Annotated in this window: 20 protein-coding genes; 19 read left to right on the top strand and 1 reads right to left on the bottom strand. The window is 30.0% G+C overall.

The genetic code is table 11. The features are described from left to right. Positions 1–72 precede the first annotated feature (72 nt). The 17 genes from RSD37_RS05455 to RSD37_RS05375 all read left to right on the top strand — a co-directional run bounded on the left by RSD37_RS05455 (position 73) and on the right by RSD37_RS05375 (position 15,068). A complete protein-coding gene (locus tag RSD37_RS05455; protein ID WP_346945695.1) occupies positions 73–573 on the top strand; it encodes a DUF177 domain-containing protein in 501 nt (166 codons plus the stop codon). A 2-nt stretch (positions 574–575) separates the two neighbouring features. After that, positions 576–758: a 50S ribosomal protein L32 gene (gene rpmF / locus RSD37_RS05450; RefSeq protein ID WP_346945694.1), complete on the top strand. Its 183-nt coding sequence runs from the start codon at positions 576–578 to the stop codon at positions 756–758. Between the two features lie 245 nt (positions 759–1,003). Then, positions 1,004–2,005 (top strand): phosphate acyltransferase PlsX, encoded by a 1,002-nt coding sequence (plsX, locus tag RSD37_RS05445; protein ID WP_346945693.1) that lies wholly within the window; start codon positions 1,004–1,006, stop codon positions 2,003–2,005. 133 nt (positions 2,006–2,138) lie between these two features. Further along, positions 2,139–2,369 carry an acyl carrier protein gene (gene acpP / locus RSD37_RS05440; protein ID WP_346945692.1) on the top strand — a complete coding sequence of 77 codons (231 nt, stop codon included), beginning with the start codon at positions 2,139–2,141 and terminating at the stop codon, positions 2,367–2,369. Positions 2,370–2,551: 182 nt separating this feature from the next. Next, positions 2,552–3,250: a ribonuclease III gene (rnc, locus tag RSD37_RS05435; RefSeq protein ID WP_346945691.1), complete on the top strand. Its 699-nt coding sequence runs from the start codon at positions 2,552–2,554 to the stop codon at positions 3,248–3,250. Then, the gene (locus tag RSD37_RS05430) at positions 3,243–4,334 is read left to right on the top strand and encodes a radical SAM protein (protein WP_346945690.1); all 1,092 of its coding nucleotides are present in this window, start codon (positions 3,243–3,245) and stop codon (positions 4,332–4,334) included. The genes rnc and RSD37_RS05430 overlap by 8 nt, the downstream gene beginning before the upstream one ends. 232 nt (positions 4,335–4,566) lie before the next feature. Next, positions 4,567–8,124, top strand: coding sequence for a chromosome segregation protein SMC (gene smc, locus RSD37_RS05425; RefSeq protein WP_346945689.1), 3,558 nt, complete (start codon positions 4,567–4,569; stop codon positions 8,122–8,124). 12 nt (positions 8,125–8,136) lie between these two features. Further along, entirely contained in the window at positions 8,137–9,048 is a 912-nt protein-coding gene (gene ftsY / locus RSD37_RS05420) for a signal recognition particle-docking protein FtsY (protein WP_346945688.1), read from the top strand. 84 nt (positions 9,049–9,132) lie between these two features. Continuing rightward, the gene (locus RSD37_RS05415; RefSeq protein ID WP_346945687.1) at positions 9,133–9,480 is read left to right on the top strand and encodes a putative DNA-binding protein; all 348 of its coding nucleotides are present in this window, start codon (positions 9,133–9,135) and stop codon (positions 9,478–9,480) included. Between the two features lie 11 nt (positions 9,481–9,491). Beyond that, the gene (gene ffh, locus RSD37_RS05410) at positions 9,492–10,853 is read left to right on the top strand and encodes a signal recognition particle protein (RefSeq protein WP_346945686.1); all 1,362 of its coding nucleotides are present in this window, start codon (positions 9,492–9,494) and stop codon (positions 10,851–10,853) included. A gap of 39 nt (positions 10,854–10,892) precedes the next feature. Next, entirely contained in the window at positions 10,893–11,135 is a 243-nt protein-coding gene (gene rpsP, locus RSD37_RS05405) for a 30S ribosomal protein S16 (RefSeq protein ID WP_346945685.1), read from the top strand. A 29-nt stretch (positions 11,136–11,164) separates the two neighbouring features. Beyond that, complete coding sequence (locus tag RSD37_RS05400) at positions 11,165–11,392, top strand: KH domain-containing protein (RefSeq protein WP_346945684.1); 228 nt, start codon at positions 11,165–11,167, stop codon at positions 11,390–11,392. A 241-nt stretch (positions 11,393–11,633) separates the two neighbouring features. After that, positions 11,634–12,131 (top strand): ribosome maturation factor RimM, encoded by a 498-nt coding sequence (gene rimM / locus RSD37_RS05395; RefSeq protein WP_346945683.1) that lies wholly within the window; start codon positions 11,634–11,636, stop codon positions 12,129–12,131. Continuing rightward, positions 12,131–12,856 (top strand): tRNA (guanosine(37)-N1)-methyltransferase TrmD, encoded by a 726-nt coding sequence (gene trmD, locus RSD37_RS05390; RefSeq protein WP_346945682.1) that lies wholly within the window; start codon positions 12,131–12,133, stop codon positions 12,854–12,856. The genes rimM and trmD overlap by 1 nt, the downstream gene beginning before the upstream one ends. A gap of 111 nt (positions 12,857–12,967) precedes the next feature. Further along, positions 12,968–13,312, top strand: a complete 345-nt coding sequence (gene rplS, locus RSD37_RS05385) for a 50S ribosomal protein L19 (RefSeq protein ID WP_346945681.1) — start codon at positions 12,968–12,970, stop codon at positions 13,310–13,312. A gap of 78 nt (positions 13,313–13,390) precedes the next feature. Beyond that, positions 13,391–14,257, top strand: a complete 867-nt coding sequence (gene ylqF, locus RSD37_RS05380; RefSeq protein ID WP_346945680.1) for a ribosome biogenesis GTPase YlqF — start codon at positions 13,391–13,393, stop codon at positions 14,255–14,257. Then, on the top strand, positions 14,247–15,068 hold the full coding sequence (locus tag RSD37_RS05375) for a ribonuclease HII (RefSeq protein ID WP_346945679.1): 822 nt from the start codon (positions 14,247–14,249) through the stop codon (positions 15,066–15,068). The genes ylqF and RSD37_RS05375 overlap by 11 nt, the downstream gene beginning before the upstream one ends. Before the next feature lie 125 nt (positions 15,069–15,193). Here the strand turns inward: RSD37_RS05375 and RSD37_RS05370 are convergent, their stop codons facing one another. Further along, a complete protein-coding gene (locus RSD37_RS05370; protein WP_346945678.1) occupies positions 15,194–15,556 on the bottom strand; it encodes a YraN family protein in 363 nt (120 codons plus the stop codon). Positions 15,557–15,958: 402 nt separating this feature from the next. On the opposite strand from RSD37_RS05370, the gene RSD37_RS05365 reads away from it, so the two are divergent. Both RSD37_RS05365 and RSD37_RS05360 read left to right on the top strand, forming a co-directional pair. Then, on the top strand, positions 15,959–16,180 hold the full coding sequence (locus tag RSD37_RS05365) for a PocR ligand-binding domain-containing protein (RefSeq protein ID WP_346945677.1): 222 nt from the start codon (positions 15,959–15,961) through the stop codon (positions 16,178–16,180). Positions 16,181–16,227: 47 nt separating this feature from the next. Further along, positions 16,228–16,686, top strand: a complete 459-nt coding sequence (locus RSD37_RS05360) for a LuxR C-terminal-related transcriptional regulator (protein WP_346945676.1) — start codon at positions 16,228–16,230, stop codon at positions 16,684–16,686. Positions 16,687–16,688 lie beyond the last annotated feature (2 nt).

Below are 16,688 nucleotides of genomic sequence, written 5' to 3'. Positions count from 1 at the left end.
TTTGCATTATATATGACTACTTTAGTTGTATGAGGAAAAACATAGGTTGAATGTTTTTTCAGAGTAATTATTATGATTATAGATATAAATGAATTAAATGAAAAAAACTATGAAAAAAAAGATATCAATATACAAATTGAAAAAGATAACTTTTTCGATGGCGTTGAGATAGTTGAGTACTCCAAACCTATTAAGTTTGATGGTTTTTTACGTCGTAGAAAAGGAGTACTAGAACTTATTGGCGATGTAAATACTGAGGTATTATTAAACTGTTCTAGATGTATGAAAGTTTTTCCTTTTGAGGTTAATATTCATATTGAGGAAGAATTATCAAACACTGAAGATTGTGAGATTATCTCAATCAAAGCTGATAATATAGATATGTATGAAATTATTGAAAACAGTATTATGCTTGAATTGCCTATAAAAAGGTTATGCAAGGATGATTGCAAAGGCTTATGCCAGACTTGTGGGAAAGATTTAAATCTTGGACAATGTTCTTGTTCAGATTTTTATGTAGACCCTAGACTTGAAAAGCTAACACAAATGTTTTCTGACTATAAGGAGGTGTAATAATGGGAAATCCAGCTAGAAAATTTTCAAAAGGCAGAAGAGATAGAAGAAGAGCTTCAACTTTTAAACTTGGTTTACCAGGAATAGTTGAATGCCCTCAGTGTCATGATATGAAACTTGCTCATAGAGTTTGTAAGAACTGTGGTTACTACAAAAATAGAGAAGTTATTTCAACTGAGAAATAAAAAAGAAAGTCATTAGACTTTCTTTTATTTTTTTGTGTGGAATTTTTTCAAAAAAAAATATATAATATACTTAAATATTTTAGAAAAAGTTAAGTATGAATATTTAAGTGGGATTTAGCCTGAATATGAGTATTGAAGTGATTAGGGATCTGAATAATAATTATATCTCTGATGAGTATAGAATGATCCTATGAAGCTAAGAGCTCTGTTTATATTAATTGTAAATGATAGTGAGAGGGTTTAATATGAAAGTTGTAGTAGATGGAATGGGTGGAGATCATTCTCCACAAACTATAGTTGAAGGGTGCGTTTTAGCACAAAAAGAATATGACATAAATATAATAATAACAGGTAAAGAAGAACTTATAAAAGCGGAGTTAGAAAAATATGAATATAATAAAGAAAAGATAACAGTTGTAGATGCTAGAGAGGTAATTTCAACTAATGAAAGTCCAGTTAAAGCATTGAAAACTAAAAAGGATTCATCTCTTGTTAAAGCTCTAGAATTAGTTAAAAACAATGAAGCTGATGCAATTGTATCAGCAGGAAGTACAGGTGCATTTTTAGCAGGATGTACACTTATTGTAAAAAGAATTAAGGGAATAAGTAGACCAGCATTAGCACCTGTAATGCCGGGTAAGAATGGTCCTTTTATGATAATAGATGTAGGTGCAAATGCTGACTGTAAACCTCATTACTTAACTCAATTTGCACAGATGGGTAAGGTGTACTTTGAAAATGTACTAGGTGTTAATAATCCTACTGTAGGACTTATTAATATAGGTGCAGAAGAAGAAAAGGGTAATGAACTTACTAAAGAGGCTCATAAACTTTTAAAAGAAGAAGATATTAACTTTGTTGGTAATGTAGAACCAAGAGAAATTCCCAAAGGGGAAGTAAATGTTCTTGTTTGTGATGGATTTGTTGGTAATACAGTACTAAAAATGTATGAAGGTGTTGCAAGTACTATTTTAAATGAATTAAAAGATGAAATAATGAGTTCTACAAGAACTAAAATAGGTGGACTTCTATTAAAACCAGTTTTTGGTAGGTTTAAAAAGCAGTATGATTACAAAGAATATGGGGGAGCTGCATTTTTAGGTGTAAATGGTATATGCATAAAAGCTCATGGTAGCTCCGATGGTAAGGCAATTAAAAATGCAATTAGACTTTCAAAAACATATTATGATACCAAGGTATTAGATAAAGTTAAAATAGCTTTCCAAGAAGAAAAAGAAAGTTTGTAAATTAATGAATAAAAGTTAATAAAATTAGTATATTATATTATTATTATTATTTATAAATAAACAGTTGATTATTATGTAATATGATATTATATTAGATAGTGATATTATATTCAAATTTTAGGAGGTAAATGAAATGTTTGAAAAAGTAAAATCAAAAATAGCAGAACAACTAAGCATAGATGAAAAAGAGATAACTATGGAAGCAAGCTTTGTTGATGATTTAGGTGCAGATTCATTAGACATAGTGGAACTTATCATGGCCCTTGAAGAGGAATTTGATATAGAAATTCCAGATGAAGATGCAGAAAAGATAGCTACTGTAGGCGATGTAGTTGACTACATAAAAGCAAGAGTAGAAGATTAATAACCAGGTTCCGTAGCAATGCGGAACCTTATTTTTAGGTTTATTCTTGAATCTATTTGTACAGGAAATACCTGTGTTTTGTAACTCTAATACTTACTAATTTCAGATTGAAAAGAGGAAATGCTAGAGCGACTAGTCATCGGATAAATTGAAGAATAAACCTCTATGAAAGAGGTAAAAGGATGAAAATATTAAAGAACACTATAGAAGTAAAAGAAAAATTAGGAATTGAGTTTAATGAGTTATCATTATTACAAACAGCCATAACTCACAGTTCATATGCTAATGAAAGAAATGTAGCATTTAATGAAAGATTAGAATTTTTAGGTGATACTGTACTTGAACTTATTATATCTGAATATTTATTCATAAATCACAAAAATGAAACTGAGGGATACTTAACAAAAATAAGATCACTTATTGTATGTGAAAATTCATTATTTGAAATAGCTAAGTCATGGGATTTGGGTAAATATTTATATATGAGTAAGGGGGAAGAGTTGACAGGTGGAAGAGCTAGAGTATCTATTTTAGCTGATGCGGTAGAAGCGATAATTGCTGCTATATATTTAGATCAAGGACTTAAGGTTATTAAAGAGTTTGTATTAAGAAACTTTAATACTATAATTCAAAAAGCGGTTAAAAATCAAATAATTTTAGATTATAAAACTAAACTTCAGGAAATACTTCAGAAGAACGGTGATGTGGATATTTGTTATAATCTAACTAGATTTGAAGGTCCACCTCATAGAAGAGAATTTTTCGTTGAGGTTTTAATTAATGATGAGGTCGAAGGTGATGGATCTGGTTATAGCAAAAAAGAAGCTGAGCAGATGGCGGCGAAAAAAGTATTGGCAAGTAGAGGTGATATTAATGAGTAATAAGCATTATATAATACCAATATTTGTACCACATATAGGATGTCCGCATACTTGTGTGTTTTGTAATCAAGATAGTATTACAGGAGATGCGGGAATTGTAGGTAGTACAGGAAACGTTGATGGAAACTTTGTAAAGAAAACTATAGATGAGTACCTTAATACTATTAATAACAGGGAAGCTATAATCGAAGTATCTTTCTTTGGTGGAACCTTCACGGGGATTGATATGTGTAAGCAAAGAGAATTACTAAATGTGGCGCAAAATTATAAAAATGCTGGAACTATTAATTTTATTAGATTGTCTACAAGGCCTGATTATATAGATAATGAAATTTTAAATCATCTTAAAAGTTTTGATGTAGATATTATAGAACTAGGAGTACAATCACTAGATGATGATGTGTTAAATAAATCAGGCAGAGGGCATACTGTCCAAGATGTGGAGAGGGCTTCTAAGTTAATAAAAGAATATGGATTTACCTTAGGGCATCAAATAATGCTAGGATTGCCTGGAGACACAAAAGAGAAAGATATAGCCACTACAACGAAAAGTATAGCTATGGGACCTTCTATATGCAGAATTTATCCATCCTTAGTAATAAAGGATACACCAATGGAGAAACTTTTATTAGCTGGAAAATATAAACCTTATAGTTTAAAACAGTCTGTAGATATAAGTAAGGTAATTTATGGTATGCTAGAAAGTAGTGGGGTAAAGGTTATACGTATAGGACTTCAACCTACAGAGGAAATTAATGAAGGTGGAGATATTATAGACGGTCCATTCCACCCTGCATACAGAGAGTTAGTAGAGGGTAGCATTTATTGTGATATAATTTATGATTATGTAAATAAGAAAAAAGAAATTCCTTCTAGCATTTATATAAATCCTAAGGATATATCAAAGCTATATGCTAACAAAAAGGAGTATTTTAATGAGCTACTTAAAAAAATGAAAGTTAAAAAATTAAGTATACTTCAAAGTAGTGATTTAGAAAATGGAAGTCTAGGGTTTTATAATAATGGTAAATTAAATATAATAAAAAAACAAGAATATTTAAAGGATATTTATGGAACAAAATAGAAAGACTTTAGCAACATAATGATATTACAATGAATTTCATTTAACTAACAAGCTAAATCTAAGATTTAGCTTGTATAATTTACAAGAATTATTTTAAATTAGGAGTGATTTTATGAGAATGAGTAAGAAAAAAAGAGAAAAATATACTAGGGTGATGATGATAGGTGTATGCTTAATCATGGTATTAATGTTTGTTTTGCCGATTATTTTAGGTTATTAGGAGAGTGAATAGATGTTCTTAAAATCTATTGAGATAAGAGGGTTTAAATCCTTTGCAGATAAGACAGAGTTAACTTTTAAACAAGGGGTAACAGTAGTAGTAGGACCAAATGGAAGTGGAAAAAGCAATATTTCGGATGCTGTAAGATGGGTTTTGGGAGAGCAGAGCATTAGAAATCTTAGAGGAGATAAGATGGAAGATGTTATCTTCGCAGGCACTCAGTATAGAAAACCTGTGGGACTTGCGCAAGTATCATTGACTTTAGATAATAGTGATTCAGATTTAGATATAGCATATTCTCAAGTAACTGTATCTAGAAGGTTGTATAGATCTGGAGATAGTGAGTATTTAATTAATAACACCGTATGTAGATTAAAAGATGTACAAGCTTTATTCATGGATACAGGTATTGGTAAAGAAGGATATTCAATTATTGGACAGGGGAAAATTGATGCAATTTTAAGTGCTAAATCTGAAGATCGAAGAAAATTGCTTGAAGAAGCAGCGGGAATTGTAAAATATAAGACAAGAAAAGAAGAAGCGGAGAGAAGACTTGAAAATACAGAGCAAAACCTTATTAGAATAAATGATATTATTTCAACCTATGAAGAAAGATTACCGGCTTTAGAAATGGATTGTGAAAAAGCTAAAGTTTTCTTGAAGACATCAGAGGAAATAAAGATAAAAGAAGTTAACATAATAACAGATTTTTTAGAAAAAACAAAGTTTACTATAGATAAAATTAATAATGATATTAAAAGGATGACTTTATCACAAGAAAATCTACAAAGTGAAAAACAACAATTAAAGTTTAGCCTTGAAGAAAAGAACCAAGAATTAGAGTCTTTTAATAAGGTTGTAGATGAAAAGAAGACAATTTATTATGAAAATCAAAGTAAGCATCAGAATGTTCTTGGAGAAGTTAAGCTCTTTGAAGAAAAGATAGGATATTTGAAGGAGACTATAAATAGACTGCAGAAAGAAATTTTACAAAAAAGTAATTCTATAGAAGCGGAAGAATTAAAGATTAATAGTAGAGTAAAGAATATTGTTTTACTAAAAGATGAAGAAAAGGAAATTGAAGAGAAGATTAGCCTTAAAGATAAAGAAGTAGCTACAATACTTAAGAGTGTAATAGATTATAATGATAGATTAAAAATATTAGAAGACTTAAAGTATAAGCATTATGGTGAAACTAATGCTAAGAGAAACGAAGGAAGCATTCTAAATAATAATATTGAATTAAGTGGGGAAAGCATAGAAGGATTAATTTTAGATGTACAAACCTATAAAAATTCCATATTAATAAATAAGAAAACAAAAACTCATCTTTTGGAAGAAGAGCAGGTTACAATACGCAATATCGAGAAATATGAAGAGGAAGTTAAGGTAAATAGAAAGAATTTTATAAAGAACAAACATGACCTTGAAGTTTTAGAAAGAAACCTGAAGGATATAATAAGAGTTCAAGGAAATAAAGAAGCTCGGTTAAATGCCCTTGTGACTCTAGAAAATTCCTATGAAGGATATAATAAATCCGTTAAACTACTTATGCAGTATATAGCCGATAGCAAGACTTATAAAACAAATGAGGATTGTTATGTATTAGGAGATATAATTAAGGTTCCAAAGAAAGTAGAAAAGGCTATAGAAATTGCCATGGGAGCAAGCATATCAAATATTGTAACTAAAGATGAGCTTATAGCTAAGAATCTAATTAACTACTTAAAAAGCAGTAAAATAGGAAGAGCTACTTTTATGCCTATGAACATTGTTAAAGGTAAAAATATAGTAGTAGATAGAGTAATAATACAGTCTAAAGGATATATAGGTATAGCTAGTGAACTTATAGAGTTTAATGAAAAGTTTAAGGGTATTGTAGACCAGGTTCTTGGTAAAACTCTTATATGTGATACTATGGATGATGGATTACACATATCTAAAATCAGTGGTTATAAATATAGAATTGTTACTTTAGATGGTGAAGTTTTTAATCCGGGTGGATCTTTAACGGGTGGTAATTATTCTAAAAATGCAAATGTTATTGGTCGAAAAAGAGAAATACAGGAATTAACTGATACCATTGCAGAAAGTCATTTAATAGTTGAAGATAGAAATAAAGAAATATCTGATATGAATACAATTATTAAAAAGTTAGATGATGAGGGGCTAAATCTTAGAGATGAAATACATTTTGAAAATATCAATATAACAAAGATACGAGGAGAAATCTCAAGGGTAACAGAGGAAGAAACAAGAAATAAAAGAGAACTTGAAAGAGCTTGCGAAAATTTATCAAAAGAGAATGAAAAAATTAAAGTGTTTAAGGATAAACTTAGTGTAACAAATATAGAAATTGAGAAACTTAATGAGAAAATATTAAACATTGAAGAGGAGTATCAAGAAGTTAGTGTTAAAACTAAGGATAAAAACTTATATGTTGATAAATTAAAAGAAGAGTTAACTATGGTTAAGATAAGCAAAGCAAAGATTATGGAGATGATCAGTAGTAATAACTTAGAGCTTGAAAGAATGAAGCAAGGGATAGCTATTGAAAGAAAAATAATTAATAATAACTTGGATGAAATTGAGAATTCTAAGTTAGAAAAGGAAAAGTATAAATTACAAATAGATAATAATAGTAACAGTATTAAGAAAATAATAAATTTAATTCATGAATTAGAAGAATTTTTTAAAGAATCAGAAGTGAAAAAAATAAAGATAAAAGAAAAAATACCGGTTATAACTTCAAAAATTGAAGATATTGATTTACAATTAGAGAAACTAGAAAAAGAAGTCCATAAAAATGAAATCGCCTTAACTAAAATTCAGTCAGAGGAAGAGATGCTTTTAAAGAAACTTAATGAAGAATATAATCTTACATTCGCAGAAGGATTAACTTTTAAGGTTGAGGGTTATGATATAAATGTGTTGAAGAGTGAAGTAGCAGTCTTAAGGAAGCAGATAAGTGATCTAGGGGTTGTTAATTTAGGATCAATAGAAGAATTTAAAGAAGTTAATGAAAAGTACACATTTATGAGTTCTCAGAGAGGAGATCTAGTTGAATCAAAGGATGAAATCGTTACATTTATAGGCGAAATCACTGAGAAAATGAGAACAGTATTTATGAGTAATTTTAAGCAACTTAGAATTTACTTTAACGAAACCTTTAGAGAGTTATTTAAAGGGGGAAGTGCTGATTTGACACTTCAAGGAGATGATGAACTAACATGTAAGATAGAAATAGATGTAGAACCACCAGGAAAGAAGCTTCAAAACATAAATCTTCTTTCGGGAGGAGAAAAAGTACTATCGGCTATAGCATTACTATTTGCTATCTTAAAAATGAAACCTACACCATTTTGCATACTAGATGAGATTGAGGCAGCGCTAGATGATGCAAATGTACTTAGATATGGACAATTTTTGAAGAAATTTTCAGAGCACATACAGTTCATAGTAATAACCCATAGAAAGGGTACTATGGAAACTAGTGACATGATTTATGGAGTTACAATGGAAGAAAAGGGTATATCCAAGGTAGTGTCATTAGAATTTACAAAACAATAAGGAGGGTTATATATGTTTGGAGGATTTTTTGATAAGTTAAAGCAAGGACTTTCTAAGACCAGAAATACTATAAATGATGCAGTAACTCAGGTATTAAAACTTGCAGTTACCATAGATGATGATCTATATGAAGAATTAGAAGAAATATTAATAACCAGCGATATCGGAGTAGAAACTTCAGTTGAAATTATTGAAAGATTAAAGAAAAAAGTTATATCAGAAAGAATTAATAATCCAGAGGAAATACTTCCAGCTATGAAGTCTATCATAATGGAGATGCTTGGAGATTATGAAACTTCAATAGTTCCAGACACTATGCCAGAGGTAAGACTTGTAATTGGTGTTAATGGAGTAGGTAAAACTACTTCTATTGGAAAGATGGCTGCAAGAATTAAAGGAAGTAATCATAAGGTTTTACTTGCAGCTGCGGATACGTTTAGAGCAGCAGCAATAGACCAATTAGAAGTATGGAGTAAAAGAGCAAATGTAGATCTAATAAAACATAAAGAGGGATCAGATCCAGCTGCAGTTGTTTTCGATGCAGTTCAAGCAGCTAAGGCAAGAAAAACGGATGTATTAATATGTGATACTGCAGGAAGACTTCACAATAAAAAGAACCTTATGGATGAGCTAGCAAAAATAAATAGAATTATTGATAGAGAGTATAGCGAGGCTAAAAAAGAAATTTTACTAGTTCTAGATGCTACTACTGGACAAAATGCAGTTATTCAAGCAAAGCAGTTCATGGAGGTATGTCCTATAGATGGAATAATCTTAACAAAGTTAGATGGTACAGCTAAAGGTGGAATAGTAATCTCTATTAAACATAGCTTAAATATACCAGTTAGATATATTGGTGTAGGCGAAGGAATAGATGATCTCCAAGAATTTAATTCAAAGGAATTTGTTGAAGCATTGTTCTAAAAAGTATAATTAACCTGTTAAGTAAAAATACTTGACAGGTAATGATTAATTTGTTAATATAGTTTTTGTGAGTTAGGTGATTATATGGAAAAGAGAGTTGAAATATCGATTTTATTAGATTATTACAATTTATTGCTTACAGATAAACAAAGAGATATTATGGATTTATATTATAATAAAGACTTATCTCTATCAGAAATATCTGAGATTAATAACACTAGTAGGCAAGCAATTCATGACTTAATTAAAAGGTGCAATCATCTTTTAGAAGAGTATGAAAGAAAACTTCACTTAATGGAAAAAACCTTAACTATAGAAAACTCTAAAACAAAAATTATTAGCAAGTTACAAAAGTTACAAGATATTGTTTCTGAAACCGATGAGAAAGAAACAATAAAATATATAATTGAAGATATAATAGAGAATGTATAGGAGGTTTTCACATGGCTTTTGAAGGACTATCTTCGAAATTACAAGAAACCATAAAAAAGCTAAAAGGTAAAGGTAAGCTTTCAGAGAAAGATATCAAGGATGCTATGAGAGAGGTAAAACTTGCTCTTTTAGAAGCTGACGTAAATTATAAAGTTGTTAAGGATTTTGTGAAATCTGTTAGTGAAAAATGCCTTGGAGATGAAGTTATGGAAAGTTTAACTCCAGGACAACAAGTTGTTAAAATAGTTAATGATGAATTAACTTCACTAATGGGAACTACAGAGAAAAAATTAGAATTTGTAAACAACGGTATAACAATGATAATGTTAGTAGGACTGCAAGGGGCAGGTAAAACTACTATGGCAGGAAAACTTGCATTAAATCTTAGAAAAAACAATAAAAAGCCACTTTTAGTAGCATGTGATGTATATAGACCAGCTGCTATAAAACAATTAGAGGTAGTTGGAAAATCAATAGATGTTCCAGTATTTGCAATGGGAGATAAAAATAGTCCTGTAGATATTGCAAAAGCTTCAATTGAACATGCAAAGAGTATTGGTTCAAATGTAGTTATTGTAGATACCGCAGGTAGATTACATATAGATGAAACTCTTATGGGCGAGCTTGAAGATATTAAAGCTTCAATAAATCCTTCAGAGATATTATTAGTTGTAGATGCAATGACAGGTCAAGATGCAGTTAATGTAGCAGAATCCTTTAATAAAACATTAGATATAACAGGGGTTATCATTACTAAGCTAGATGGAGATACTAGAGGTGGAGCGGCTTTATCAATTAAAGCTATAACAGAAAAACCTATTAAGTATGCTGGTATTGGTGAAAAAATGACTGATTTAGAAGTTTTTCATCCTGAAAGAATGGCATCAAGAATACTTGGTATGGGAGATGTACTTTCACTAATAGAAAAAGCGCAATCAGCCATCGATGAAAAGAAAGCTACAGAGCTTGGAAATAGAATGATGAATCAAGAGTTTAATCTTGAGGACTTTTTAGAAATGACGAATCAAATGAAAAATTTAGGACCTATGGGTAAGCTTATGGAGATGATACCTGGATTTAATTCTAAGGAATTAAAGGGTGTAGATTTTTCACAGGGTGAAAAAACCATGGGTAAAATGGAAGCAATAATTCATTCCATGACAGCTAAGGAAAGAAGAAATCCAAGCATAGTTTCATCTTCTCCATCAAGGAAAAAGAGAATAGCGGATGGCTCAGGATCTACAATTCAAGCTGTAAACAAGGTTTTAAAAGACTATGAAGCAATGAAAAAAATGATGAAGCAAATGAAAGGCATGAGTGGTAAGGCTGGCAAATTTGGTAAAAAAGGTTTGCTAGGTAAATTACCATTCTAAACTTTGATATATTAATCCTTTGAAGGAGGTGAAAATAACATGGCAGTTAAAATAAGATTAAGAAGAATGGGTGCTAAAAAAGCTCCTTTCTACAGAATAGTTGTTGCTGATTCAAGATCTCCAAGAGATGGAAGATTTGTTGAAGAAATTGGATACTACAACCCAACTACAGAGCCAATAACTGTAAAGATCGATGAAGAGAAAGCAGTTAAATGGATACAAAATGGAGCTCAACCTACAGATACAGTTAAAAGACTTTTCAACAATGCAGGAATAAAATAGAAAAGTTTAATTGATTGGAGGCGCAATCCATGAAAGAATTACTTACAATCATTGCAAAATCATTAGTTGACAGCCCAGATGCTGTAGTAGTAAATGAAATTGCTGGAGAGCATTCTGTAATTTTAGAATTAAAGGTTGCTCAAGAAGATATGGGTAAAGTAATTGGAAAACAGGGAAGAATAGCTAAGTCTATTAGAACTGTTGTTAAAGCAGCAGCGATTAAAGAAAATAAAAGAGTTGTTGTAGAGATAATATAAGAGTTAGGTAATCCTAACTCTTATTTTCATATAAATATATATAATTTAGTGGAATGCTATAGTGATTACTGTAAACAGAATCTATTATCTTATAATATCATATAAGAGTTTTAGGGATAACTAAATATTTTAAAAGAAAAGCAGAGAGTATTTCACAAGTTTTTTTGTAAGTGATTTATTTGTTATAAAAATAAGTTTGTGGTTAATAATAAAAAAGTAATAAGATGTAAGGAGAAACAGTATGAAGGAATTAATGAGCGTTGGTCAAATAACAAAGCCTCACGGAGTTAGAGGGGAAGTTAAAGTGGTTTCTTTAACAGATAGTTTACAGAGGTTTAAAACATTAGATAAGGTGTACATAGACGGAGTAGAAATAAAAATAACATCTGTTAAGCTTCAAACTGATAGAGCTATACTAAAAATAGAAGGAATAGATTCTATAGAAGAAGCAGATAAGTATAGAAATAAATATTTGGAAGTGAAAAGAGAAAATGCTATAAAACTACCTAAAGATAGTTATTACATTGCAGATCTTATGGATTGCTATGTATATGATACTGAAGGCGAAGAGTTAGGTAAGGTGTATGAAGTAATAGAAACAGGTAGTAATGATGTGTACTGGGTTAAATCAGAGGGTAAAAAAGACGTATTAATACCTGCAATGAAAAATATAGTAGAAGAAGTTGATATTGCAAATAATAAGATTGTAATTAAACCAGTGAAGGTATGGTCTGAATAATGAATATAGATATTTTAACCTTATTCCCAGAAATGTTTGATATATTCAATCATAGTATCATAGGAAATGCTATGGAGAAGGGAATACTATCAATAAAATCCACAAACATAAGAGATTTCTCTAATAATAAACATAAAAAAGTTGATGATTATCCTTATGGTGGGGGTGCTGGCATGGTTATGACACCAGAACCTATAGTAAATACTATAAAGCATATAAAGAAAACTAATGGGGGAAAAGTAATTTTTCTAGGACCTAGAGGAAAAACCCTTAATCAAGAAACTTGTAAGGAGCTTTCTAAGGAAAAAGAATTAGTGTTTATATGTGGGCATTATGAAGGTATAGATGAGCGTGTATACAAATATATTGATATGGAAATATCTTTAGGGGACTTTGTATTAACAGGTGGAGAAATGGCATGTATACCAGTAATAGATAGTATTGCAAGAATGATACCTGGAGTTTTGTCTTGTAATGAAAGTTTTGAAGAAGAGTCTTTTTATGATGGATTATTAGAATATCCTCATTATACAAGGCCATTTTCCTTTAATGGAGATGATGTTCCACAAGTATTGGTATCTGGACATCATGATAATATAAGAAAATGGAGAAGGCTTAATTCTCTGGTTATTACAAAAGAGAGAAGAAGTGATCTATACAAAAGAATAGAACTTACAAAGGAAGATAAAAAATTACTAGAGAATTATTATAAAAAAAATAAATAACATTGCATAGTGCAATATTATATGATAGAATGAAAATTGTGCTACTACAGGCGGTCCTCTGTCACAAAATGTGAGTAAGAACGTCGGAATAAAATTTAGGAGGTTATGCACATGTTAGATATAATAAGAGAAATAGAAGCTGAACAGTTAAGAACTGATTTACCTGCTTTCAACGTAGGGGATACAGTTAAAGTTCATATTAAGATCAAAGAGGGCGCTAAAGAAAGAGTTCAGATCTTTGAAGGAACTGTACTTAAGAAACAAAATGGCGGATCTAGAGAGACTTTTACAGTAAGAAGATTTGCGTCAGGTGTTGGAGTTGAGAAAACTTTCCCAATTAATGCGCCAGTTATAGAAAAAGTTGAGATCGTAAGAAAAGGTAAAGTAAGAAGAGCTAAGCTATACTACTTAAGAGATAGAGTAGGTAAAGCTGCTAAAGTTAAAGAGAGAATGTAAGAAAATGGGGCTGATTAAGTCCCTTTTTTTGTTATAAAGAAGATATTAAGTAATAGATAATCTTAGGAGTGATAATAAATGAGTATAAACTGGTTTCCAGGACACATGGCGAAAACCCGTAGAGAAATAAAAGAAAATTTAAAAATGGTAGATGCAGTAGTTGAAATTAGAGATGCAAGAATAGCATATTCAAGCTCCAATCCAGACATTGTTGATATCTGCAGTGAAAAGCCAAGAATAATCCTGTTTAACAAAAGTGATCTTAGTGATAGTAATGTAACAAAGAGATGGGTAAAAGAACTATCTAATGAAAATACTAGAGTTCTATCAGTTAACTGTCTTACAGGTGTAGGTCTTAATAAAATAAAACCAACATTAGATGAGCTTTTAAAGGAAAAACATGACAGATTAAAGAGTAAGGGACTTGTAAATATCATTACGAGAGTAATGGTAGTTGGAATACCTAACGTAGGAAAATCTACATTTATAAATAAAATGGCTAAGAACAATATAGCTAAAACTGGAGATAGACCTGGAGTTACGAAGAGTAAACAATGGATTAAGACAAAGATAGGAATAGAATTAATGGATACTCCAGGAGTTTTATGGCCTAAATTTGAAGACGAGGAAGTTGGACTTAATTTAGCATTTACAGGAGCTATAAAAGATGAAATTATGGATATCGAAGAGCTTGCATTGAAGCTTATAGAGCGTCTTCAAATTAGCAATGGTAATAGGCTAAAGGAAAGATATAAACTTAAGGAGTTAGATGAAAATCCTCTTGTAAATATGGATAACATCGCAAAAAAGAGGGGTGCTATAATCTCTGGTGGTAACATAGACTATAATAGAATAGCAGTAATGCTATTAGATGAATTTAGAGGGGGAAAATTAGGGCCTATATCATTAGAGGCACCTAATACGAAGAAGGAGAATGAAGAGTAAAGTGGTTTTGGATGAAATTAAGACTATGAGATTTAATGACATAAAATCTTCTGTAAGGGGATTTATGACACTAAATGATGTGGCTAATCATGAAGAAGAATATGAACTTATGTATCAAACTTTAAACTCTGATCATAGAAAAAATGTTAAAGCTTTAGGAGAAACAGTACGAAAGTATGTTGATCATTATAAAAATGAAGTTGTGAGAGTACAAAAATTTTATGATTTTGATAGAAGCTATGGTTATAAAATTGTAGCAGGTGTTGATGAAGTTGGTAGGGGTCCACTAGCAGGACCAATAGTAGCAGCGGCAGTGGTACTTGATAGTAATTCGAAGGACTTAATTTTACGGATAAATGACTCCAAAAAATTAAGTAAAGAATTAAGAGAAGAGTTAAGTGAAATAATAAAGAGTGAAGCAGTAAGTTATTCTATAGCACTTAAAAGTAATATAGATATAGATAATAAAGGAATAGCCTTCTGCAATAATGAGATATTTAAGGAAGCTATAAATGGACTAAGTGTAGTTCCAGACATAGTATTATCTGATGGATATACTATTAAAGAGTTTAATCTTAAAAATGAAGCTGTAATAAAGGGTGATACTAAAAGTGCATCTATTGCTTGTGCTTCAATAATAGCAAAGGTATATAGGGATAGTTTGATGGAAGAGTACAGTAAGAACTATAGTAACTATAACTTTGATAAGAATGTAGGGTATGGAACTAAGGAACATATGGATGCTATATTACAACATGGTAGCTGTGAAATCCATAGAAAAAGTTTTTTGAAAAACATACATCAAAGATAAAATTTATTACAGAGTTTGTTAAATTTAATTAAAATTCAGATATAGAGTAAATGCCCTTAAATAAAAGTTAAGATTGTAGTATTGAAACTATTCTTAGCTTGTGAAATTTAAGGGCATTTTTTATTCTAAAAGGCATTTTTAATTAAATTTATATGAGGTGAAGAATCTACAGTATTGATAATTATTTCAATAACATCAAATCTAAAATATGATTTATGTATATGTTTTAAAGAAATATAATACTCAGCGGCCTTATAGATTTTTCTCCTTTTTAATGTGGTAATGCTTTCTAGGGGAGAACCATATTTATTAGTATATCTAGTCTTAACTTCTATAAAACATATGTAATTTTTATCCTTTGCAATAATATCTATTTCACCTAATTTACATAGAAAATTTTGTTCTAGCAAAATATATCCAAGGTTTTCTATATAAACTTTAGCTAGGTTTTCACCGTAATCTCCTATTGATTTATTTAAAACCTTCATTTTATTATCTCCTTTCATATTATTAATTATAATAGCTAAATCATGAACCAAATTCAATTAGCTTAAACAATAACTAGAATTTAAGAATTCATTATAAAGGTAATCATACTAGAGTTAATAATCAATAAAAGGAATACATGACTTAAGCAATAGATAAAACCAATTTAATTTGCAATACTATACCATTAATTGTATAATGCCTATATATGGTTAGTTGGCTTTTGTAAGGTATTTTGTAGAAGTTTTGCAATTACGTAAAAGGAAACAGGTGGATTTTTCAATATAAAAGGGGGACAATGTACTATGATGCATTAAATTCATTTTCAGATAATATACAAGCATTAAAATTGTATGTTGATAGTGTAGAAGAAGTGTTTAATGATTTGGGGTGAATTTTAAAAAATGGACAAAATGGAATTTTCAAGATGCAAGAAATGGTTAACCACAATGGGAAAAAGAAAAATTCAATCTTTTCAAGATTCCTTTGCTGAAATATTCAATATTAGTTTGGATATTATATCAATCGATGGTAAGTCTTTGACAGTTCGGTCTAATTCCTCATTATTTTGTAACTATATTGTAAAAAACAATAGTGAAAGATGTAGGAAAGAAAAAAAAATATAATTGACTATGTTTTAAAAGAAAAAGAGACAATTAAGTATACTTGCTATATGGGAGTTACTTATTTTGCTTGTCCTATATTTTGTCATAATGATATTGTTGCTATTTGTTTAGGTGGAGGTATACGCTTAGGAGAAAACAAGAATTTGTGTGATTATAAAGGCGTTGAAGATATTAGAATATTTAGTGAAATGGAAATAAATGACATTGTAAAAATGTTAGAAAATACATTTAATCTTTTAAATATTAATGAAGAGGTAAGCTTAGAAAAAGAAAATAATAGAGAGAATCTTAGACAGGAATTATTTCTTTTAAAAAATAAATTAAGTTCTAGGGAGATAGAGGTTGTTAAACTAATAAATGCTGGACTAATAAATAAAGAAATCTCAGCTAAGCTAAATATTAGTGAAAAAACTGTAAAAACGCATATCACAAATATTCTTAGAAAATTAAAACTGAAAAATAGATTACAAGTAGTTATTTTTTGTAAGGGGAGTATTATGAGTTAATC

The organism is Clostridium sp., assembly GCF_036646415.1.
Taxonomy (GTDB): domain Bacteria; phylum Bacillota; class Clostridia; order Clostridiales; family Clostridiaceae; genus Clostridium_J.
This window is presented reverse-complemented; position numbering and strand designations above follow the sequence as displayed.